Below are 19051 nucleotides of genomic sequence, written 5' to 3'. Positions count from 1 at the left end.
CTATTGGAGCACCGCATGGATTCCATTGTCTTCGGCCCCGACCTCGCGCTCGGCATCCCTGTTCTCGACCAGTCGCACCGCATCGTTTTCGACATGCTGGAGGCGATGGCTGCCCTGCCGCGCCCCGCCTTCGACACGGCCTGCCGCGACCTGGCCGCCGAAATCCTCGAGCACCTGCGCGAGGAAAACCGGCTGATGGAGCGTATCGCCTATCCCGCCGCCCAGGCACACCGCGCCGCCCACGGCAACTTGCTCGAGAAGGTTGCGCGCGTCCTGCGCCTGCTGAAGGACAACGAGGAAGCCACCGCACGCGGCATCATCCGCACCTTGCCGGACTGGCTTGCGGCCCACATCAACACCATGGATCTCGCGCTGGCAGTTGCGGCATCGAAGCTGGCGTAATAAAGTGCTTGACTTCGAGTGCACTCAAACTTTTACGATCCCCCCATGGAATCGCACCTGAGCATAGACGAAGTATCCAAGCGCACCGGCCTCACGGCACATACCCTCCGCTACTACGAGCGAATCGGGCTGATAGCCCCGGTCAATCGGGCGGCGGGTGGCCAGCGGCGCTACCTGGCATCGGACCTTGCCTGGATCGAATTCCTGCTGCGCTTGCGAACGACCCATATGCCAATCGGCAAAATGCAATCGTTCGCCAAGCTTCGCGGCGCCGGGGACTCGACGGTGCCGGCACGGCGCCGGCTGCTGGAGGAGCACATGCAGGACGTTCTTGCCGAAATCGAGGCGATGCGGCAATCCGCTGCATCGCTGCAGGCCAAGATCGCGTATTACCGCTCGCTGGAGCAGTCCCTGGCGTCGAATCCAACCACCACCGATGGAGGAAACGCTGATGAACATGGAAAACCGCTACGAACGCGGGCTCGCAAAACTGCGTGAAGTCGACGGCCAGGCCGGCGAGCGTGTCGTGCAGAGCCTGGAAGATATCGCCCCGGACTTTGCCCGCTACCTGATCGAATTCCCCTTTGGGGACATCTATTCGCGCCCCGGCCTGGATCTGAGATCGCGCGAGATCGCCGTGGTGGCGGCCCTGACCGCCATGGGCAACGCCACACCTCAGCTCAAAGTGCACATCCACGCCGCCCTCAACGTCGGCGTAAGCCGGGACGAGATTGTGGAGACCATCATGCAAATGGCAGTCTATGCCGGCTTCCCCGCCGCCCTTAACGGGCTGCTGGCCGCCAAAGAAGTCTTCGCGCAATAAACAAGAAAAAAGGGGCAGCGAGAGCTGCCCCATACACCCCCTACAGGTGAGAAAAACGGTGCGTGGCTTAAGCCACCGCGAGCTCCTGCGCCATGCCGCCTGAAGACATGGCCTCGAGTTTGGAGCGGTCGGTGATGCGCAAGTCGCGGTTTTGCAGGACGATCGAGCCGTCCTGGCGCAGCCGGGCCAACTGGCGGCTCACGCTTTCCACGGTCAGGCCGAGGTAGCCGCCGATGTCTTCACGCGACATGCGCAGCTGGAAGCTGGTCGACGAGTAGCCGCGCTGGGCGTAGCGGCCGGCCAGGTTCAGCAGGAACATTGCCAGGCGCTGCTCGGCGCGCATATGGCTCAGGAACAGCATCACCGACTGCTCGCGCTGGATCTCGCGGCTCATGGTGCGGTGGAACTGCTGCAGCAGGCCGGGGATCTGCATCACCAGCTCTTGCAGCCGGTTGAAAGGGATCTCACAGACTTCGCTGTCTTCCAGTGCCACGGCATTGCAGGAGTGCTGGCCATTGCCGATGGCTTCCATCCCCAGCAGGTCGCCGGCCATGTGGAAGCCGCCGATCGTCTGTTCGCCGCGCTGGTTTACCTGCACGGTCTTGAAGTGGCCGAAGCGCACGGCATACAGGCTGTGGAAGCTGTCGCCGGTCTTGTACAGCGGCTCGTCGCGGTTCACGCGGCGGCGGCGCGAGATGATCTGGTCAAGGCGGGCCACATCGTCATCGGCCAGGCCCTGAGGCAAGCAAAGGCGGTTGAAACTGCACAGCGAGCATTTTGCTGCGACAGGTGCGCAGGATTTGGCGGCGTTTGCAGGGGTGATTGGGATGACCGGGCTCATTTAGCTGCTCCTTGTTTTCGATGGAAGCAGTATCGCGCCCGGCATCATTTCCCGGTATCAAGCATCCTGTGTAGTTGCTGTAGTGGTTCCCCTACAGCGATTCAGATCAGGCCATGCTCGAGGGCGTAGCGGGTCAGCTCGGCATTGCTGGACATGCCCATCTTCTCGAGGATGCGGCTGCGATAGGTTGTCACGGTGTTAGGACTGAGGTGCAGTTTTTCCCCTATCCGCACCAACGACTCGCCCTGGGCGATCAGTTTGAATACTTCCAGCTCGCGGTTGGACAGCTCTTCGTGGTCGCCGCTGGGGCCGCCACCAACCAGTGTTGCCAACTTTTCAAGCAAGGCCGGGCTGACATGCTTGCCGCCCGAGGCGGCCTTGCGCACCGCCTCGATCAGTGTCGAAGTCGGTGCATCCTTGGTCAGGTAGCCCGAGGCCCCGGATTTCAGCGCCCGCACCGCATAAATCTCTTCCGAATAGGTGCTCAGCACCAGCACCGCCATGCGCGGGCATTCGCTGCGCAGGGTCTTGAGCAGGTCCAGCCCGTTCTTGCCCGGCATCTTGATGTCGACCAGCGCCACGTCGAAACTGCGTTCCCCCACGCGTTGCATGGCTTCCACCGCAGTCCCCGCCTCGCCCTCCACGCTGATGTCGGCCGCAGTGCCCAGCATCAGGCGCACGCCGTTGCGCGCAATCGCATGGTCGTCGACCAGCAAAACGGTGATCTTGTCACCCATTCTTGTCCTCCAAAGGCAGGCGCAGCTGCAAGGTGGTGCCCTGCCCGGCCTTGCCGCTGATAGTCAATTCGCCGGCGAAGCGGCGCGTTCGTTCATGCATGCCGAACAGGCCCCAGGATTCGCGGTCCGACAGCCCGGCGCTTTCGATGCCCTTGCCGTTGTCTTCCACGCGCAGCACCACGTTCGCGCCGTCGGTGTCCACGATCACGCGCGCCTCGCTGGCTTCGGCATGGCGCACCACATTGGTCAGCGCTTCCTGCGCGACCCGGAACAACATCGTGCTGCGCTCGGCATCCAGCTCCAGCGCCTGCGCTTCGGGCGCGATACTGCAGGTGCATTGCAGGCCGCTGCGCTGGGCCACCTGCTCCGCGTACCATTCGAGTGCCGGCCAGATGCCCAACTGATCCAGGACGCTAGGCCGCAAGTCGGTGATCACGCGGCGCACGGTTTCGATCGCATCCTGCGCCAGCTTGGCCGCATCCTTGAGCAGCGGGTCCGCTTGCTCACCACCGCGCTCGATGGCGACCGAGATGTAGGCCTTGATGCCGGTCAGCAGGCCGCCGAGCTCATCATGGATCTCCTGCGCGATCCGGGTGCGCTCGTGCTCTTTCAGTTTTTCCTGGTAGGCGGCCAATTCGCGCAGTTCCTTCTGCGACTGGCGCAACACACGTTCGGCCTGCTGCTTCTCGTCGATCAGGCGCTGTTCGCGCAACAGCCGGTCAATGGCTCCGGCCAGGAAATCGAGGTAGCGGCCATCGCTGTCCTTCACCAGGTAATCGCGTGCACCGCGGCGCATGGCCTCGGCCGCAACGGTGGCGCTGTCGGCGCCGGTCAGCATCATCACCGGGATGTTCGGCTGCGGCTCGCCCCGGTCGGCCGCAAGACGGGCCAGGAATTCGAGCCCGGTCAGGTCCGGCAGGTGATAGTCGAGCAGGATGCAGTCGGGCGCTTCGCGCAAGGCGATGTCCAGCCCTTCCTGCCCGCTTTCCGCTTCCAGCAGTTCACAGCTGAAGCCCGGCGCCTGCGCGAAAGCACGGCGGCAGGCGATACGGTCGACGATATCGTCTTCGACGATAAGGACCCTTACCGTGCTCATGGCAGCTCGCTGATGGTCCAGTACAGGTTAATCGAGCGCACAACCTCGACGAACTGGCGGTAGTCGACCGGCTTGGTCATGTAGCCCGCCACGCCCAGGTCGAAGCTGCGCATCTTGTCCTGCTGTTCCTCCGATGTGGTGAGGACGATGACCGGTATGCGGCGCAGCAGCGGGTCCTGCTTGACGTTCTGCAGGAACTCGATGCCGTTCATGATCGGCATGTTCAGGTCCAGCAGGATGATGCAAGGCTGTTCACTGCCGGGCTCGCGCAGGTACTCCAGCGCGGCCTCGCCATTTTCCATTGCCACTACCCGGTTGCCGACGTGGACCTCCTTCAGTGCGCGCAAAATGGTCATGACGTCGACCTGGTCGTCTTCCACCAGCAGGATGGGCTTGCTCGTATTGTTCATGCTTTGCTCTTTCTTTTCTTTGGCAAGGTGAAATAGAAGGTGGTGCCCTTGCCCAGCTCGGACTCCAGCCACACCCTGCCCTGGTACATCTCTACGATCTTTTTCACCAGCGCCAGGCCGACGCCGGTGCTTTCAACGCGGTCGCGCGGGGCCAGCGTCTGGAACAACTGGAAAATCCGTTCAAAATGCCGCTCGGCGATGCCGGGGCCGTTGTCACGGACATGGAAACGCCATTGGCCGCCTTCGTCGGCCCAGCCCACTTCAATCTCGCCCTGCGGCTTGTCCATGTACTTCACTGCATTCGACACCAGGTTGTGGAACAGCTGCTGGATGCGGGTCGGCTCGCCTGTCACGGCAGGCATGCCCGGCATGACGCTGACCTTGATATGCGCCGGCACGGCCAGCAGGTCGACTACTTCCGCCACCAGTTGTTCAAGCTGCACCGGCACCACGGCTTCCTTGATGCGGCCAACGCGCGAGTATTGCAGGATGCCGTCGATCAGGGCGCCCATACGGTGCACCCGGTTGATCAGCAGCCGCATGTGCTCCTTGCCCTCTTCATTGAACTTGTCGGCGTAGTCGTGCGCCAGCCAGTCGGCCAGCGAGCCGATGCCGCGCAGCGGGGCTTTCAGGTCATGCGACACGACGTAGGCAAAGTTGGTCAGTTCTTCGTTGGCGCTGGTCAGCTCCTGCAGCAGCTGCTGCGCCTTTTCTTCGGCGTGCTTGCGCTCCGTGATGTCGCGTACCAGGCCAGTGAACATGCGCCGGCCGCCCAGCCACATTTCGGTGACCGCCAGATCCATCGGGAAGATGCTGCCGTCGCGGCGCAAGCCCTGCACTTCACGGCCCTTGCCGATAATGCGCTTCTCGCCGGTCGTCATGTAGTGATGCAGGTAGCCGTCATGCGCTTCCCGGTGCGGCGCCGGCATCAGTATCTTGACATTGCGGCCCAGGACCTCCGATTCCGGGTAGCCGAACATGCGCTCGGCGGCCGGGTTGACGCGCTCGATGATGCCGTGCTCGTCGATCGTAATGATGGCATCCACGGCGGTTTCAAAGATGGCGCGCATGCGCGCCTCGCTTTCCTGCAGCGCGTGTTCGGCCTTCTTGCGGGCGCTGATGTCGTGGATGGTCGCCATCACCATCGGCTGCACATCGTTGTCCTGCAGCGGCGACAAGCTTACTTCGACCGGGAACTCGGTGCCGTCCTTGCGCGTTGCGAACAGTTCGAAACCGGCGCCCATGGCGCGCGGATGCGGGCGCTCGAAGTAACTGCCGCGCAGGCCAACATGGCCGTGACGAAAGCGTTCCGGTATCAGCGTTTCCAGCGACTTGCCCTGCAGCTCGCCCGGGCCGTAGCCGAACAGGCTTTCCAGCGCGGGGTTGACCAGCAGCAGCTGGCCGGCCCTGTCGATGATCAGCATCGCGTCGGTCGCCGATGCCAGCAGCCATTGCAGGCTGCGTTCCGCAATCGTTGAATGTGTCAAGGCCGGGTCCTGTCGGTCGTCAAATCCTGTCATCCTATGATTGTAGCGTTCAATGCGGCAAGGGGCCAAATGTACCCGCCCCGGAATAACTTGCTCAAACTTGACCTAGGTCAAGTGGTACTGGTGACGCGGCAGAAGATGCCCGTTAAAGTGGCCCAAAAGTGGAGACCGGCCATGCTACCTGAAGAAATTGACCGTTGGACTGCCGTCCTGCGCCAGCGGCGCGAGGTGCTGGCTGGCCGCGATTCCGCCGAAGTGGCGGCGATCGATGCCGCCCTCGGGCGTTTGCAGGATGGGACCTTTGGCAAGTGCCTGCGCTGCGGCGCGGCGATTTCCGCAGGGCGCATGCAGGCCCAACCCGCTGCCGCCGCTTGCCTGGCCTGCCAGGAACTGGCCGAACGGCAGCGCTCATTCATCTCACTCCCAGTCGCTTAGGGCCCGTCTCGCAATGGCCGCTGCCAGGCGCCGCGCCGCAGCCTGCAGGACAAGGAACCGCAACTGCGCCACGTCCACCCTGAAACAGCCCCTTAGCGCAGCTTGCCCCGGTATGGCCGGCACGCCGGGCCTTCGCTTTCGGCGCCGTTGCAGATGTGGCGGCGGCACTCTACCGCACCGGCCTGCCCAGGCGGTGGGCAGCGCTTGAATACTTCCGAATACTTCCCGGTATCGGCGATGGCCTTGCGGCGTGCGCCGGTCCTCTTGCGCGGCGCCACCTTGTTGCTGCCATGCTGCGCCACCACGGGCGAAGCGCTGCGCGTGCGGTGGCGCATCGCCGGCTTCGCCTCGGGACTAGCGGCGCTGCCCGATATGGCAGGCTGTTCGCCGGACGCGCCCGACAGCGCGGCTGGACCGGCCGTGTCTGCGCTCTCGCGCTCAGGCGCAGTGCGGTCCGGCTTAGGCCCAGCCTCGGTGGCGGGCGGCACGCCAGCCTTGGCTGCATGGGCCGGCAGCGTCGTGGCGACTGCCATCAAGTCCCGTTCGATGCCTACCCGCTGCGCCAGCACGACAGCGCCTGCCGCCAGACCCGCCAGCAATGCGCCACATGCCATCCAGAACACGGGGCCTTGCCATTCGGGCAGCCTTGCGCGCGGGGCCGCCTCGGCGCGCGCGTGCGGCTGCGCCCCCGCCTGCTGCTGCGGCGGCGGCGATTGTGCCGGTTCGGGTGGCGGCTGCCCGCCTTCGCTGCCTGCTTGCTGTTCTGTCATACGCCAAACATAGCAATAATTACATCGCAATGTCGCATGCTTGTAGCGCCCGCGGCGCTTGAGCTAAGATAGTTACTCCGGTGCAAATGGGCCACACCCAGATGAAAAGCTTCCAGGGCTTCTTCCGCGATCTCGAACTCCAGCGCAAGCTCTTGCTGGTGTCGGTCCTGACGACGGTTGCGGCAATGCTGGCGGCACTGGTCGCCCTGGCCGGCTACGAGTTGCTGGTCGCCCGCCCGCGGATCGTGCAGGACCTGACCTTGCGCAGCGAACTGTTCGCGCTGAACTTCAATGCCGAGCTCAACTTCGGCGACCGCAGCAGCGCCGCCCGCAAGCTCGAAGCGCTGCGCAGCAGCGCCGAACTCTCCCAGGCCTGCCTGTTTACTGCCGACCATCGTGTCTTCGCCCGGTTCGGCCGCTCTCCCGCGGCTGCGTGCGAATGGTCGCCGGAACTGGAACGAAAGGGCCAGCGCTTCGATGGCTACGCATTGTCAGTGCTGTCCCCCATCCGCTTCGAGCGTGAGCTGGTGGGCTACCTGGGGACCGACTACCACCTGCCGTCGGTGCTGGAGCGCCTGCGCCAGTACGGCCTGGTGCTCGGCGTAGTGCTGCTCACGCTGTCGTTTGGCGGCATCCTGTACGCCTGGGGCTCACGCCGCCTCGTCACGCAACCCCTGCTGGCGCTGTCCGCCGTGGCTGACCGCGTCACACGCGAACAGCGCTTCGACCTGCGCTCGCCCGTCACCAGCCGGGATGAGGTTGGCCGCCTGGCCAGCGCCTTCAACGCCATGCTGGCCACGATCGCAGCGCGCGACGCGGCACTGCGCCGCAGCCAGGCGCTGCTCACCAACATTGTCGAAAAATCGTCGGCCGTGATCTATGTGAAAGATCTTGATGGCCGCTACCTGATGGTCAACCACAGCTTCCGCATGCTGCTGCCGCCCGGTTCGCCCGAGCCGCTCGGGAATACCGACGAGGTCCTGTTCAGCCGCGACATGGCGCAGGCGATCCGCCAGGCCGACCGCGCCGTGCTGGCCAGCGGCCGCGCTTCGAGCCACGAAGAAACCTCCGGCGGCACAGTAGGCGGCCCACGCACTTACATTTCCGAGAAGTTCCCCCTGATTGACGAATTCGGCCACATCTGGGCGCTGGGCGGGGTTTCCACCGACATCACGGAGCGCAAACGCAGCGAGCTGGAACTGGAAGACCTGGTCAATGTGCGCACGCGCCAGATTGCCGACACCAACCGCGAGCTGGCCGACTCGCTGGGCACCTTGCAGCGCGCCCAGGAGGAGCTGGTGCGCAGCGAAAAGCTGGCAGCCCTCGGTTCGCTGGTCGCCGGTGTGGCGCACGAACTGAACACTCCGATCGGCAACAGCCTGCTGGCAGTCAGCACGCTGCTGGACCAGACCACGGCCTTCGCCGCCGCGGTGGAAGGCGGCGTCAAGCGTTCCGCCCTCAACGCCTATCTTGGCGACGTCAACAATGGCAACCAGATTGTGCTGCGCAACCTGCGCCGCGCGGTAGACCTGGTCGCCAGCTTCAAGCAAGTTGCGGTCGACCGCGCGACCTCCCAGAGCCGTGAATTCCAGCTCGACGAGCTGGTATCCGAAATCCTGTTGGTGCTGATGCCGACATTCAAGAAATCGGGCGTGCGCGTCAGCCACACCATTCCGCATGGGATCTTGATGGCCAGCTACCCGGGACCGTTCGGCCAGGTGCTCATCAACCTGGTCAACAATGGGCTGATCCACGCCTTTGAAGGGATCGACAGCGGCGAGATCGTGATTACCGCCGAAACCATCGGCGGCGATGCGGTAGCGATCGCGGTGCGCGACAACGGCATTGGCATCGCACCTGAGAACATGGGCAAAATTTACGATCCATTCTTTACCACCAAACTGGGCCGCGGTGGCTCCGGCCTGGGCCTCAACATCGTCTACAACATCGTGTATGGTTTGCTTGGCGGGCGAATCGACGTAAAAAGTGCCCTCGGAGAGGGCACCAGTTTCATCCTGACCTTGCCGGTCAGGGTTTAGTGGATTTCCAGCTTGCGGCTGCCCTGCTTCGCCTTCTTCGGCAAGGTCAGCTCGAGTACGCCGCCCTCGCACTTCGCGGTCGCCTTGCTGTCATCGATATCGTGCTCGAGGGTGAAGCTGCGATACTGCTCGCCGAAATAGCGTTCGCTCCGGACGACAGTGCCGCCCTGCTTTTCCTCTGCGACCCGCTTGGTTTCCGCAGCGATCGTGACGCGGTTGCCGGAAATGTCGACCTTGATGTCGTCCTTATTTACTCCGGGGACGTCAGCCCGAACCGTGTAGGACACTTCATCTTCGTGCACATCGATACGGATCGGCTGCTGCCCCTCGCCTTCGCGCGTGATGTTCGCCAACCGGAAGTCACGGAACAGGTCTTCGAAATTGCGGAAGGGATCGAAACGGGCCAGGTCCGTGAATGGATCGTAACGCCTCAGATTAGCCATGATTTCCTCCTTTCTCGGTGCGACAATATGTTAGTCCCAGACCAGCCGGCTTGCCACAGAATCTGACAATCGGATGTGGCGTCGTTTTTATGCTCAATCTATCGACCTGCAGCACGCGACTGCTTGCATGAGCCGCGCCTCACGCGGTCTTCTTCACATTGGCGCCCGGTTGGGGCGCCAGCAGCGGCGATTCCCACTCCCTCCAGTCCGGGCCGAACAACTCCGCTGGATGCTGGGTCCGCTCTGAGCCATTGCCGCACGCCAGGCTGTCAGCAGGACAGTATTTATCGCATCCCCAGCACACCCGCTCCGGGTGCAAGGGGACGATTGGGAACCTCTTTGCCATGCTGCCATCGTAGCCCTCCTGTCCCCGTCTCATCCTTAATCCAGGTCAAGTTCTGCCGCCCTGTCCGGTCCGTTCGCTGCCGAACCGACGCTCCGACCCGACCGTGTCAACGTCTCCTGGACAGGAGGGAAAAATGACCGAGGTCCGCAAAGGCCAGGCCCCCGCCAAGCTGGAGCGCAGCGAGTTCCGGCTACGCTTCATGCGCAATTTTGCCGACTCCACGTTCGATACGCTGCGCGGCGAATTGTCGAAGCTGGAGGAGGTCGCCTGGCAAAACTTCAGCGGCAGCCGCAAAGCGCCCCTGACCGAACCAGCCGGGCCGGGTTACGCCGACCCGGCCTATCAGCTGTCGCTTGAGTGGAAAGCGGCAGCCGCGCGCCTGCAAGCTGCCGAACAGCGCCAGAAAGACCCTGCAACGCCGTCGAAAGTGCTGTTGATATGCGGTGCGGCACGGAATGACGGCAGCTGTCCCGGCGAAATGTCAAAGACCTGGCGCATGCTGAAACTGGCCGAGGCCACCTTGTCCGCCGATGGCATCGCCAGCGACATCCTTGACCTGAGCCGCCTCACCTCGGAATTCGAAGTGCGCATCCATCCTTGCAAAGGCTGCGTATCCACCGCCATGCCGCTCTGCCATTGGCCCTGCAGCTGCTACCCCAATCATAGCCTCGGGCAGGTGAACGACTGGATGAACGAGATCTATGAACAATGGGTCGCGGCGCACGGCATCATTATCCTGACACCAGTCTACTGGTACCAGGCACCGTCCGTCCTGAAGCTGATGATCGACCGCCTGGTGTGCGCAGACGGCGGCAATCCGGACCCGACCAGCACCCACGGCAAAAAGCCTGAAGAGGCCAAGGCACTGGAACTGGCAGGCTGGCCTTACCCGAAACATCTGGCCGGACGCGCCTATGGCCTGGTGGTACACGGCGACGTCGCCGGCGCCGAAAGCCTGCGCCGCAATCTATCCGATTGGCTCGATTGGATGCAATTGATCGATGCCGGCTCGCAGGCCCGGCTTGAGCGCTATCTTGGCTATTACGAACCGTATGCAAGCAGTCACGACGCCTTGGACAAGGACGCGGCATTCCAGGAGGAAGTCCGCAACGTTGCGCGCGCGGTTGGGCATACAGTGCGCCTGCTGCGTTCGGGCAGCATCGCCCGCCCCGACAGGGGCTTGCAGTCGCCGCGTCCCAAGTAAACGGAAAAGGCCGGCGTCTCCCCCCGGATTGCCGGCCCCATGGCACTGCCCTTACTGCGCAGCCGTAGTAAACGTCCAGGACTTATTGATGGCCTTTCCATCCACCATGGCAATCAGGGCCACAGAGTAGGCGGTGGCAGGCTTCAGGCGCTGCACCGGCACCAGGGTTGCTGTGAAGCCCTGCATATTGCCGTCATCCGTCAACGCCGGGCCGTTGGTCGTGATGACCGGGCCAAGTTTGCCACCCTTGTTTACCAGGATACGGGCGTCGACCGCCGCACCGCCGGCAGGCGTCAGGCTGAACTGGCTGATCGAGATCGGCGCCGTCACGGCCATACCCCGGGTTTCGAAACTGACGGTGACTGGCGTCCCCGCCTCGAGCAGGTCCGGCACTGGCGTCGGGGTTTCCGTGCGGTTGAAGAAGACAAAGGGCACATCCACCTGGTTCGCGTAAGGGTATGCACGAATACTGCCCGCGCCTGGCAGCTGCGCAGTTTGCGAGGTACTCGTGGCCACATCAACCACGCAAAGCGTCGACGCCCCCTCTGCCGGATTGAAGTTGTTGGCTGCGATGCCAATATCAATCGTGCTGGCAAACAGCAGGGCCGCGTGGTACACCGAATTGGCCCACTCCGCAACACAGGTCATGTACTTGTCGGTACCCACCGTGCTGTAGATCGCCTCGCCGGAGACTGCGGCCGCGTAGCCTGCCGCGGCGATCCGGTCCGCTGCCCGGACACCCGTGAAACCGGGCTTGCCGATTGTTTCACCGTGCAGCTCGCTGATGCCATTCTGGTTGATGTAACTCCAGTGTGCGCCTGCCGACTTATCCAGCAGCAGGCTCTGGGCCAACAGCCCGGAACCGATCTTGCTGCGCAAGGCGTTGATCGCATTGAAGATACTGAGATTGCCGCTGCCCGCCGCATAGGTCGGGGCAGGAACCGTGGTGACGATATTGCCCTCCAACGGAGGCGGCACGCTAGGCGGCGGACTGGTGGCCACCACGGGCGCGCCGCCCGAGCCGCCGCCACCGCATGCCGCCAGCAGCATAGTCAGGACAAGCGCTGGTAAGCTGCGCGAGCTAAACATGGGACCCCTCCCGGCGGCGCAGGAAAAGCAATGCGCAACCCAGGCCGAGCAAAGCCAGGGTCCCTGGCTCGGGGATGGCTGCTGCCGCTTGCGGCAACTCCGGCGCCGTAATGATTGCAGATCCACCAGCGGGGGCTGTGGTCGAAGGCAGGGATACCTCGACAACAGGATGAATGTCCTGTGGGGCCGGGACCGAAATCGGCGAAGCCGCAGGCGTGTTGTCGAAATTCGTCAAAGGCAGACTGCTAAAGGCCGGTGGCACGGTCATGCTGTAGTTCATGAAGCTGAATTCGATACTGTTAACGGTGCCTGGGCCAGCAATCGCTTGCGCACCTGCCAGAACGGAGCAGGCCAGCAGGCAAGACTTGAACAGCATTTTAGCTTTCATATCGCGCTCCATAATTTGGTTGTGGAAACTACAAGCTGGATGAAGCATCAACCGTGCCTACACTCTAAGTACCTGATTATGCTGAGCTACCACAACTTCAAGCATGAAAGGTGTTAAATTTCACGACAACTAAATTTGCAGTTGGGAAATTTTAGCCAAGCTTACGTGCAAACGGACGCAACAAGGCGCCCCACTTTGATAACATCCGTGTTTCCCTTACGAATGCAAGAAAGAGAAGCAGGTGTCTATTTGGGTTATCGCCTACCGGAATGCCGACCGGACTGAGCATCAGATAACGGCAAATGCGGCCGAGGTACTGACCGAGCAAGGCGCCGCCATGCTTGTCAGCGACTACCTTCAGCGGCAGCAATTGACCAGGGGCGGCGGCCCGCTGGCGGCGGAACAGTACAACTTCCAGATTATCCGCATTCATCGAGTTCGGAGCGACGCTGAAGGCCCCTGAGCTCCGCGCCTTGCAGCTCGCCGGCTGGCGGTCCCGGCACCTCATGGAATTCCCACGCGCCATCGCCCTTCAATTGCAGCACATGTGTATGGTGGCGCCGCACGGCCGCGCGGTGCGCGATACTGATCAGGGTGGCGCCGCTTGCGCGCAAGCGCTGGTACAGGAAGGCTTCATTAACACTGTCGAGCGCGCTGGTCGCTTCGTCCAGGATCACGATGTTTGGCTCATGCACAAGCACACGGCCAAATGCCAGCCGCTGTTGCTCGCCCACCGACAGCAGCTTCTGCCAATCATGCACCGCGTCAAGACCACCGACACGCCGGGCAAGATGCGGCAAGTGTACTTCGTCCAGTATCTCCAGCAAGCGCGCGTCGTCCAGGCTCGACTGCACGCTTGGATAGATGAGCTGGCTGCGCAGCGTGCCATGTTGCAGGTAAGGCTGCTGCGGCAGAAAGAAGAAATCTTCCAGGGGCGGATGGTGAATCAGTCCACTGCCGTTATCCCACAAGCCTGCGATTGCGCGCAATAGTGAGCTTTTGCCGCAACCGCTATCGCCGACGATCATCAGTGCATCGCCCGGTTCCAGCGCAAACGACAGGTCCTTGACGAGTACGCGCTCGGATTGAGGCGGGCACACGGTCAGGGAGTCCACTGCGATCCGCTTGCCGGCCCGCATCCTGATCCGCGGCCGCTGCCTGTCGGCCAGCGGCGCTTCCTCGGGGGATGGAAGTACCAGCCTCGATAATGTCTGCAGGCGTTCGGTGCCCGCGACGAAGCGGCTCAGGCTTTCAAAGTTGTCGACGATAACGCCCACGGCGCCAAGCACTGCAGTGAATGCACCGGCCGCCTGTACGGCCCGCCCTACTTCCAGCTCGCCGGACAGCACAGCGTCGGCGAGGATCACCGCCGGCAGCACCAGGGTGAGTTGGCTGAAAGTACGCTGGAACAGGTTCAGGGTCCGCTGCTTTGCAATCAGCCTGCTGTAATTGTGGAACACCTTATCGAACTTGCTGTCGATATAAGCACGCTCCTGCGCCTCGCCCCGGTAAAAAGCGATCGATTCGGCATTCTCGCGCAAACGCATCAGGCCGAACCGGAAGTCCGCCTCGCGCCGCAGTTGCCAGAAATTCAGCCGGATCAAGGGATTGCCGAAAACATAGAGCGCGACAACGGTACCGGCCAGCGCGTATACGGCCAGCACGCCAACCAGGAAATGCGAGATCGACCACAGCACGGCACTGAAGGCCACCAGCTGCATGACCGAACCCAGGAAGACCAGCAGGAAATGAATGGAACGCCCAGTGAAGGTGTTGACGTCCTCGCTGATGCGCTGGTCCGGGTTGTCGATCTCACCGTCCGAAGTCAGTGCGTAGTATTTGCGTCCCTGCAGATAGCCATCCAGGAAGCGCCCCGTCAGCCAGCGCCGCCACTGGTTGGCGAACATGTCGCGCATGTAGTAATAGAATGCATAGATGGGCACCGCGAACGACAGGATGAGCAGGCAGGCGCGCACGGACTTCCAGAAGCGCTCGCCGTCCCGTCCCGCCAGCGCCGACGTCATTTCACCCGACTGGCTGTTCAACAGCACGGCCAGCTGGGTTTCGGCGAGCATCAACACGATCAACAGCAACAACAAGCCCCAGGCTGTCCTCCTTTCATTGCCCAGCCAGTAGGGTTTGGCGACGCTGATGAACTGCTTCAGCGCCGCGAGCGACAACGGCGGCGCCCGGCGCCGTTTTTCCGGCACTACTCGATCTTCGGGTGCGGCTGAGGTATCGGCTGTCATCTTCATAGCCAGAGCATACGACTCAGCAAAAAGCCGCTCCGTGCGGAAACGGACATAGCGCCGGGGGCTTATGGCCTGGCCGCGCGCCTTGCCCGCCCCCCCTCAGCCATCAGGGCGGAAAATATGCTTCCACGTCGTGTCGATTTCCAGCCCAGCCATCCGTCGTTGCGATGAAACACCGATTGTCCGTTCCACCTCGACCTGGGAAACGCCATGAAAAAACAGATCATCCTCAATTTGCCAGTGAAGGACCTGAACAAGTCCAGGGATTTCTTCACCGCACTCGGCTTCAATTTCGATGCCCGCTTCAGCGGCGAGCACTCAGCATTCATGAACATCGTCGGCGACACCATCCAGGGCATGCTGACGACCGAACCCTTCTTCAAATCCCTGATCGACAAGCCCGTTGCACAGGCAAAGGAGGCTAACGAAGTCGTCATCTGCCTGTGCTGCGAAAGCCGGGACGAAGTCGACACCCTCATCGCCAAAGCCATCGCCGCCGGCGGCCGCACGCCGCATCCACCGGAGGACCATGGCTTCATGTATGACCAGGGTTTCGAGGATATTGATGGCCACCTGTGGAACCTGGTCTGGGTCACGCCAGAAACCTGATCTGCGGCCCGGGCCTGGTGGCGGCCTGCTACCAAGCAAGCATGGGGCAGCTCAATCAGAATGCTGGCTTGGGCGCTTCGCCGCGGGCAGCAATCTTCACCTTGCTGAGCGATTCGTCCAGCATGTGCACGGTAACGCCATACACATGAAGTTGTGGCCCGCGGTCAGCCGCGCAGGCAGTGGTGACAGCGGGCTTGGCGCACCATGCCGACGACGAACGCGCCACACTAGGCTTTCCATACTTCGCCAGCGCCGATTTGGCGATGGCTTCCTCGGCTTGCGGCGACGGCTCCATGACGTATTTGATCTCACTGACAACCAGCGTTTTCGCAGCGTCTACCGGCTCCCTGGGCAGCAGGGAAACCGTCAACTTCGATTTGCCGCTCTGAATGGTGAAGTATGCCGGGACTTTTGCCTTCACAACCGAGTTCATCGAAGGCTTGGCTTCATATTGGACAGCACTGGCTGCAACGCCGAGCTTTGCAGCCGCCACAGTCGCCGCCTCACTGGCCGGCATGCCCAGGCGTACACCCGCAACATCAAAGTTGGAAGGATCGACCGGGTGGACAGTCCGGTCGATGGCAAAGGCGGGAACTGCGGCGATCAAAACGCTGGCGGCGATGAGTGTGTGCTTGAACATAGGAGTGATGTCGTTACCAAAAAGACCAGAGATTATCATAAATTTAACGATCCCCAGCGCACGCTTGCGCGGCAACACTCAGGCCGGCAGCGGTACCTCGGTCCAGTTCTTGCCGTCTTTCGTATATACCGCGCAGTCGCTGCCGACCGACCAAAGCACTTCATCATTCGCAGCCAAGTATGCGGTCGTGCGTGCCGGCCCGACGCCAAGGTCAATCAGCTCCAGCGTTTCCCCCGCCAGCCGGAACACGCCATCGCGGTTGGCAACATAGATCTCGCCAAGGAATTCGGCCACGCCCCAGAAATCGCGCTCCGTTGCCTGGTGATCGATGACAGCCCACCTGCCATGGCGGCCCGAGAGAAGTGTTCCGGCCATGCCCACAATCACAACATCGCCAGAACGGCGCACGCAGATGCCGGTCAGCGCCAGGTTTGCCGGGCTGTCTTCCTGGCGCCAATGCGCGCCGTCGTAAAACCAGATCTCGCCGTACTGGCCGGCGCAGTAGATATTCTCCGGCCCCGAGCCGCCGATTGCATGAAAACCTACCGCACGCTCGCGCTGCTCACGCGGGACAAAGACTTCGGCGTCGATGGCATGCCACCGGCCGCCGTCATCGCGCCGGTAGACCATGCGCGCCATGCCGCAAGCGTAAAGCTGCGTGCCGATCCAGGCCGCCCCCCGCACCAGGACCATTGAGCTGGGACCGCGCCCGGAAGGGTCGATCGTCTCCGTCGACAGGCCGGAGGAACCGGCCAGCGTGATTTCGCCGTGGGGGCTGAGGAAGAATACGGGTCCGCCCGGTCCCGGGGGGACCGCGATCGCACACACGGCATGATCGAGCAGCAGCTGCCTGAACGCTCCGCCGTGATAGCGCAGCACCATGCAATGGTCCGGACTCTCGTCCGAATACTCGTCGATGATCGCGGCCAGGAACGTCTCGTCGCTGCCTTTTACGGCCACACCGGTCAATGTCATTTCCATCCACATTCCTTTCAGTTCAAGGCCAGGTATCCACTCCGGTACGGGCGATTGCATCCTTGCGCTGCTGCTCCGTCAGCGCTTGCCGCTGCTTCGATGCCTGCAGTTGGCGGTTGTCGCCCTTGCCGTAAAAAGCGTCAAGTTGCGCGTCCAGGCATGCCTCGTTGCAGCGGTTTCCATTGGCATGCTGGTGCGACTCGCGCGCCATGGCTTTCGCTTCAAGGTACGAGAACGTTCCACCCATGAAGAACTTGTCCTCGTAGACGCCGCGGGTGCCGTGCCCGATGCCATGCTTTTCCTGGTAGCGCGAACGGTTCACGCAAGCCGTGGGCGCCCCATCGTAGGCCCCGCCCGGCTTGCTGGCAAGATGTTTGAAGTCGTCCACCAGCGTGCCCTTGGGCCGCACCCAGTGGTCTTCGATCAGGTGGTCGCCCGTCTGGTTCCCCTTGCAGCACTTCTTCTTGGCGTCCTTTTTCGCCACCAGGATGCAGGCTTGCCAATCTTCGCAATCCTTGGTGCATGTATCCTGGGTGCAGCCGGCGCAAGCCGCCGTTGCCTTGGCCGAATCGCCCATGCACTGGACCGGGTCGCCGAAAGCGATCATGTCCTGGTAGACCATCGGCGGCGTTTGCCCAGGCTGGGATGCATGGTTGTGCGTGGTCAGGTCAAGGTGGCGCACCACGTTCTCCCCCTCGATCTTGACGTCCATCGACCACATGGTGAAGTACACCTTTCCCTTGTTCACATGGGTGACGATGCCTTTTAGTGGTGCGGAGCCGGCTTCGTCGCCGGTGCTCTTCTTGAAGTAGCTTTTATTCTTGAGCATCACTTCCTGGCCGGAGATGGTGACACTTCTCGATCCATTATTCGTATCGGAGGCCAGGCCCGTATTGGGGTATGGCACAGGCACGCCAGGCGGCGTGGCTGCCGTCTGGGGCGGGGTGTAGCACACGTCGGGAAACGCGCAGAGCGACTTGCCATCGGCCTGCTTGCACGATACCTCCATATTGTTCGCGTAGACCTTGTTGCTCATGCCCTCTCCCGGTATTGAAGCGTGAACGAGGCGCGCTGGCCGCTGTCATTGCCCAGGTGTACCAGGATGTTCGGTCCCCGGGCGTAATGTTTGGCGCATGCCGCCATCGCACTGGAAATGATGCTGAAGCCGGCCACGGCCCCGGTCTCCCCCGTGCATTCCGCCGGATGCCAATGATCGAACTCCGGCTTGGGGATGCGCAAGGTCCTCTGCAACATGAGCGCAGCTTCCCTGAAGTAGTACTGTTCGCCGGCGTTGTCAGTGATCCGGAAATGCATCTGCTGCATCGTCAGGCCGGCATCGGCCAGTGCCGCCGTCACCGCCTGGGACAGGCCGCCCCCCCGTAGCGGCTCCGTGCTGTCGATCGCGGCCTCTTCGTGGCCGAAACCTATTCCGGAGCAAACCAGCTCGCCAGCCTTGCCCAGAGGGCTGGCCAGGAGCAGCGCCCCGGCCCCTTCGCCTGGCATGAACCCGTTGGAATTGCCGGCAACGAGCAAACGGTTCGCGCGCTGGAATGTTTCGAGCGTCGGCCAGCCAAGCAGGCTGTCCGCTGCCACGAGCAGCACGCGGGCCGCCGGTTCCTTCAGGATGTTCTCGCGTGCCTGCGCCAGCGCGATGGCAACGCCAATGCGGCCGCCGGCGATGATCGTGTGGTGTTCAGCAAAGGGGATGGCGAGCTGCCTGCGTATCTCCGCGAGCAGCTCATGCTCCAGGCCGCCGGTGCGTCCGGGCCGCTCGCGCTCCGCCACGCACAGCAACACCGGAATGCCTGCCCATTCCTCTCGCGGGATGTCTTGCAGGCATTCCGCTATCGCCATGGCGGCCATGGCGGCCAGCCTGGCGCTGCCGCGTAAGGGCTCCGGCAGCGGCACCTGGTGCGCCATGATCCAGTTCCCCTGCGCATCGGCAAAGCGTGTCTGGCTTGCGTTGCTTACCTTGGCGCGAATCGCCGCGCAACTGGCGCGAGCGTTCAAGCCCACACTGGTCACGAGGCCAGTGCTGCGAATGGCGATCTCTGGCGCGGGCATA

Annotated in this window: 23 protein-coding genes; 7 read left to right on the top strand and 16 right to left on the bottom strand. The window is 62.6% G+C overall.

Annotation, left to right across the window (positions count from 1 at the left end):
- Window positions 1-15: 15 nt before the first annotated feature.
- Genes ACWBU6_RS15400 through ACWBU6_RS15390 form a run of 3 tightly spaced genes read left to right on the top strand, consistent with a single transcriptional unit; the run spans window position 16 to window position 1225 of the window.
- Window positions 16-402, top strand: coding sequence for a bacteriohemerythrin (locus ACWBU6_RS15400; protein WP_452644281.1), 387 nt, complete (start codon window positions 16-18; stop codon window positions 400-402).
- A gap of 45 nt (window positions 403-447) precedes the next feature.
- Window positions 448-900: a MerR family transcriptional regulator gene (locus tag ACWBU6_RS15395; protein WP_452644279.1), complete on the top strand. Its 453-nt coding sequence runs from the start codon at window positions 448-450 to the stop codon at window positions 898-900.
- Window positions 854-1225: a carboxymuconolactone decarboxylase family protein gene (locus tag ACWBU6_RS15390; protein ID WP_452644277.1), complete on the top strand. Its 372-nt coding sequence runs from the start codon at window positions 854-856 to the stop codon at window positions 1223-1225. Before ACWBU6_RS15395 ends, ACWBU6_RS15390 begins: the two co-directional genes overlap by 47 nt.
- A gap of 67 nt (window positions 1226-1292) precedes the next feature.
- Here the strand turns inward: ACWBU6_RS15390 and fnr are convergent, their stop codons facing one another.
- The 5 genes from fnr to ACWBU6_RS15365 all read right to left on the bottom strand — a co-directional run bounded on the left by fnr (window position 1293) and on the right by ACWBU6_RS15365 (window position 5796).
- Window positions 1293-2066 (bottom strand): fumarate/nitrate reduction transcriptional regulator Fnr, encoded by a 774-nt coding sequence (gene fnr / locus ACWBU6_RS15385; RefSeq protein WP_452644275.1) that lies wholly within the window; start codon window positions 2064-2066, stop codon window positions 1293-1295.
- A 101-nt stretch (window positions 2067-2167) separates the two neighbouring features.
- Window positions 2168-2803 (bottom strand): response regulator, encoded by a 636-nt coding sequence (locus ACWBU6_RS15380; protein ID WP_452644273.1) that lies wholly within the window; start codon window positions 2801-2803, stop codon window positions 2168-2170.
- Window positions 2796-3899: an ATP-binding response regulator gene (locus ACWBU6_RS15375; protein WP_452644271.1), complete on the bottom strand. Its 1104-nt coding sequence runs from the start codon at window positions 3897-3899 to the stop codon at window positions 2796-2798. Before ACWBU6_RS15375 ends, ACWBU6_RS15380 begins: the two co-directional genes overlap by 8 nt.
- The gene (locus ACWBU6_RS15370; protein ID WP_090442484.1) at window positions 3896-4309 is read right to left on the bottom strand and encodes a response regulator; all 414 of its coding nucleotides are present in this window, start codon (window positions 4307-4309) and stop codon (window positions 3896-3898) included. Before ACWBU6_RS15370 ends, ACWBU6_RS15375 begins: the two co-directional genes overlap by 4 nt.
- The gene (locus tag ACWBU6_RS15365) at window positions 4306-5796 is read right to left on the bottom strand and encodes a sensor histidine kinase (protein WP_452644269.1); all 1491 of its coding nucleotides are present in this window, start codon (window positions 5794-5796) and stop codon (window positions 4306-4308) included. Before ACWBU6_RS15365 ends, ACWBU6_RS15370 begins: the two co-directional genes overlap by 4 nt.
- 174 nt (window positions 5797-5970) lie before the next feature.
- Here ACWBU6_RS15365 and ACWBU6_RS15360 point away from each other — a divergent pair, with 174 nt between their 5' ends.
- Complete coding sequence (locus ACWBU6_RS15360) at window positions 5971-6231, top strand: TraR/DksA C4-type zinc finger protein (protein ID WP_452644267.1); 261 nt, start codon at window positions 5971-5973, stop codon at window positions 6229-6231.
- 92 nt (window positions 6232-6323) lie between these two features.
- Here the strand turns inward: ACWBU6_RS15360 and ACWBU6_RS15355 are convergent, their stop codons facing one another.
- Window positions 6324-7001, bottom strand: coding sequence for a hypothetical protein (locus tag ACWBU6_RS15355; RefSeq protein WP_452644265.1), 678 nt, complete (start codon window positions 6999-7001; stop codon window positions 6324-6326).
- A gap of 101 nt (window positions 7002-7102) precedes the next feature.
- Here ACWBU6_RS15355 and ACWBU6_RS15350 point away from each other — a divergent pair, with 101 nt between their 5' ends.
- On the top strand, window positions 7103-9040 hold the full coding sequence (locus ACWBU6_RS15350) for an ATP-binding protein (protein WP_452644263.1): 1938 nt from the start codon (window positions 7103-7105) through the stop codon (window positions 9038-9040).
- Here the strand turns inward: ACWBU6_RS15350 and ACWBU6_RS15345 are convergent.
- The gene (locus tag ACWBU6_RS15345; protein WP_452644260.1) at window positions 9037-9483 is read right to left on the bottom strand and encodes an Hsp20/alpha crystallin family protein; all 447 of its coding nucleotides are present in this window, start codon (window positions 9481-9483) and stop codon (window positions 9037-9039) included. The two genes, ACWBU6_RS15350 and ACWBU6_RS15345, sit on opposite strands and share 4 nt — an antisense overlap.
- Before the next feature lie 139 nt (window positions 9484-9622).
- A complete protein-coding gene (locus tag ACWBU6_RS15340; protein ID WP_452644258.1) occupies window positions 9623-9829 on the bottom strand; it encodes a DUF3079 domain-containing protein in 207 nt (68 codons plus the stop codon).
- A 133-nt stretch (window positions 9830-9962) separates the two neighbouring features.
- Here ACWBU6_RS15340 and ACWBU6_RS15335 point away from each other — a divergent pair, with 133 nt between their 5' ends.
- Window positions 9963-11033, top strand: a complete 1071-nt coding sequence (locus ACWBU6_RS15335; RefSeq protein WP_452644256.1) for a flavodoxin family protein — start codon at window positions 9963-9965, stop codon at window positions 11031-11033.
- A gap of 51 nt (window positions 11034-11084) precedes the next feature.
- Here the strand turns inward: ACWBU6_RS15335 and ACWBU6_RS15330 are convergent, their stop codons facing one another.
- The 4 genes from ACWBU6_RS15330 to ACWBU6_RS15315 all read right to left on the bottom strand — a co-directional run bounded on the left by ACWBU6_RS15330 (window position 11085) and on the right by ACWBU6_RS15315 (window position 14759).
- On the bottom strand, window positions 11085-12122 hold the full coding sequence (locus ACWBU6_RS15330; protein ID WP_452644254.1) for a hypothetical protein: 1038 nt from the start codon (window positions 12120-12122) through the stop codon (window positions 11085-11087).
- Window positions 12115-12510 (bottom strand): PEP-CTERM sorting domain-containing protein, encoded by a 396-nt coding sequence (locus tag ACWBU6_RS15325; protein ID WP_452644252.1) that lies wholly within the window; start codon window positions 12508-12510, stop codon window positions 12115-12117. Before ACWBU6_RS15325 ends, ACWBU6_RS15330 begins: the two co-directional genes overlap by 8 nt.
- A gap of 151 nt (window positions 12511-12661) precedes the next feature.
- Window positions 12662-12943 carry a hypothetical protein gene (locus tag ACWBU6_RS15320; protein ID WP_452644250.1) on the bottom strand — a complete coding sequence of 94 codons (282 nt, stop codon included), beginning with the start codon at window positions 12941-12943 and terminating at the stop codon, window positions 12662-12664.
- Complete coding sequence (locus ACWBU6_RS15315; RefSeq protein WP_452644248.1) at window positions 12930-14759, bottom strand: ABC transporter ATP-binding protein/permease; 1830 nt, start codon at window positions 14757-14759, stop codon at window positions 12930-12932. The genes ACWBU6_RS15320 and ACWBU6_RS15315 overlap by 14 nt, the downstream gene beginning before the upstream one ends.
- A 213-nt stretch (window positions 14760-14972) precedes the next feature.
- Between ACWBU6_RS15315 and ACWBU6_RS15310 the strand changes: the two genes are divergently transcribed.
- Entirely contained in the window at window positions 14973-15371 is a 399-nt protein-coding gene (locus ACWBU6_RS15310; protein WP_452644246.1) for a VOC family protein, read from the top strand.
- A gap of 55 nt (window positions 15372-15426) precedes the next feature.
- Here ACWBU6_RS15310 and ACWBU6_RS15305 read toward each other — a convergent pair whose 3' ends face one another.
- From ACWBU6_RS15305 to ACWBU6_RS15290, 4 genes are read right to left on the bottom strand one after another with little or no spacing between them, the layout of a single operon-like run.
- On the bottom strand, window positions 15427-16089 hold the full coding sequence (locus tag ACWBU6_RS15305; protein ID WP_452644244.1) for a hypothetical protein: 663 nt from the start codon (window positions 16087-16089) through the stop codon (window positions 15427-15429).
- Window positions 16090-16992, bottom strand: coding sequence for a hypothetical protein (locus ACWBU6_RS15300; protein WP_452644242.1), 903 nt, complete (start codon window positions 16990-16992; stop codon window positions 16090-16092).
- 16 nt (window positions 16993-17008) lie between these two features.
- Window positions 17009-18022 carry a DUF4150 domain-containing protein gene (locus tag ACWBU6_RS15295; RefSeq protein WP_452644240.1) on the bottom strand — a complete coding sequence of 338 codons (1014 nt, stop codon included), beginning with the start codon at window positions 18020-18022 and terminating at the stop codon, window positions 17009-17011.
- The gene (locus ACWBU6_RS15290; RefSeq protein WP_452644239.1) at window positions 18019-19050 is read right to left on the bottom strand and encodes a hypothetical protein; all 1032 of its coding nucleotides are present in this window, start codon (window positions 19048-19050) and stop codon (window positions 18019-18021) included. Before ACWBU6_RS15290 ends, ACWBU6_RS15295 begins: the two co-directional genes overlap by 4 nt.
- Between the last annotated feature and the right edge of the window lies 1 nt (window position 19051).

It is taken from the genome of Pseudoduganella sp. HUAS MS19 (assembly GCF_053615455.1).
The sequence above is the reverse complement of the archived record's forward strand: the minus strand, read 5'-3'. Positions and strand labels throughout refer to the sequence as shown.

What these genes read in the sequence shown, in the direction of transcription:
- ACWBU6_RS15400 (WP_452644281.1), top strand. Translation starts at nt 16, where the DNA reads ATGGATTCCATTGTCTTCGGCCCCGACCTCGCGCTCGGCATCCCTGTT.
- ACWBU6_RS15395 (WP_452644279.1), top strand. Translation starts at nt 448, where the DNA reads ATGGAATCGCACCTGAGCATAGACGAAGTATCCAAGCGCACCGGCCTC.
- ACWBU6_RS15390 (WP_452644277.1), top strand. Translation starts at nt 854, where the DNA reads ATGAACATGGAAAACCGCTACGAACGCGGGCTCGCAAAACTGCGTGAA.
- fnr (WP_452644275.1), bottom strand. Translation starts at nt 2,066, where the DNA reads ATGAGCCCGGTCATCCCAATCACCCCTGCAAACGCCGCCAAATCCTGC.
- ACWBU6_RS15380 (WP_452644273.1), bottom strand. Translation starts at nt 2,803, where the DNA reads ATGGGTGACAAGATCACCGTTTTGCTGGTCGACGACCATGCGATTGCG.
- ACWBU6_RS15375 (WP_452644271.1), bottom strand. Translation starts at nt 3,899, where the DNA reads ATGAGCACGGTAAGGGTCCTTATCGTCGAAGACGATATCGTCGACCGT.
- ACWBU6_RS15370 (WP_090442484.1), bottom strand. Translation starts at nt 4,309, where the DNA reads ATGAACAATACGAGCAAGCCCATCCTGCTGGTGGAAGACGACCAGGTC.
- ACWBU6_RS15360 (WP_452644267.1), top strand. Translation starts at nt 5,971, where the DNA reads ATGCTACCTGAAGAAATTGACCGTTGGACTGCCGTCCTGCGCCAGCGG.
- ACWBU6_RS15355 (WP_452644265.1), bottom strand. Translation starts at nt 7,001, where the DNA reads ATGACAGAACAGCAAGCAGGCAGCGAAGGCGGGCAGCCGCCACCCGAA.
- ACWBU6_RS15350 (WP_452644263.1), top strand. Translation starts at nt 7,103, where the DNA reads ATGAAAAGCTTCCAGGGCTTCTTCCGCGATCTCGAACTCCAGCGCAAG.
- ACWBU6_RS15345 (WP_452644260.1), bottom strand. Translation starts at nt 9,483, where the DNA reads ATGGCTAATCTGAGGCGTTACGATCCATTCACGGACCTGGCCCGTTTC.
- ACWBU6_RS15340 (WP_452644258.1), bottom strand. Translation starts at nt 9,829, where the DNA reads ATGGCAAAGAGGTTCCCAATCGTCCCCTTGCACCCGGAGCGGGTGTGC.
- ACWBU6_RS15335 (WP_452644256.1), top strand. Translation starts at nt 9,963, where the DNA reads ATGACCGAGGTCCGCAAAGGCCAGGCCCCCGCCAAGCTGGAGCGCAGC.
- ACWBU6_RS15330 (WP_452644254.1), bottom strand. Translation starts at nt 12,122, where the DNA reads ATGTTTAGCTCGCGCAGCTTACCAGCGCTTGTCCTGACTATGCTGCTG.
- ACWBU6_RS15325 (WP_452644252.1), bottom strand. Translation starts at nt 12,510, where the DNA reads ATGAAAGCTAAAATGCTGTTCAAGTCTTGCCTGCTGGCCTGCTCCGTT.
- ACWBU6_RS15320 (WP_452644250.1), bottom strand. Translation starts at nt 12,943, where the DNA reads ATGAATGCGGATAATCTGGAAGTTGTACTGTTCCGCCGCCAGCGGGCC.
- ACWBU6_RS15315 (WP_452644248.1), bottom strand. Translation starts at nt 14,759, where the DNA reads ATGACAGCCGATACCTCAGCCGCACCCGAAGATCGAGTAGTGCCGGAA.
- ACWBU6_RS15310 (WP_452644246.1), top strand. Translation starts at nt 14,973, where the DNA reads ATGAAAAAACAGATCATCCTCAATTTGCCAGTGAAGGACCTGAACAAG.
- ACWBU6_RS15300 (WP_452644242.1), bottom strand. Translation starts at nt 16,992, where the DNA reads ATGGAAATGACATTGACCGGTGTGGCCGTAAAAGGCAGCGACGAGACG.
- ACWBU6_RS15295 (WP_452644240.1), bottom strand. Translation starts at nt 18,022, where the DNA reads ATGAGCAACAAGGTCTACGCGAACAATATGGAGGTATCGTGCAAGCAG.
- ACWBU6_RS15290 (WP_452644239.1), bottom strand. Translation starts at nt 19,050, where the DNA reads ATGCCCGCGCCAGAGATCGCCATTCGCAGCACTGGCCTCGTGACCAGT.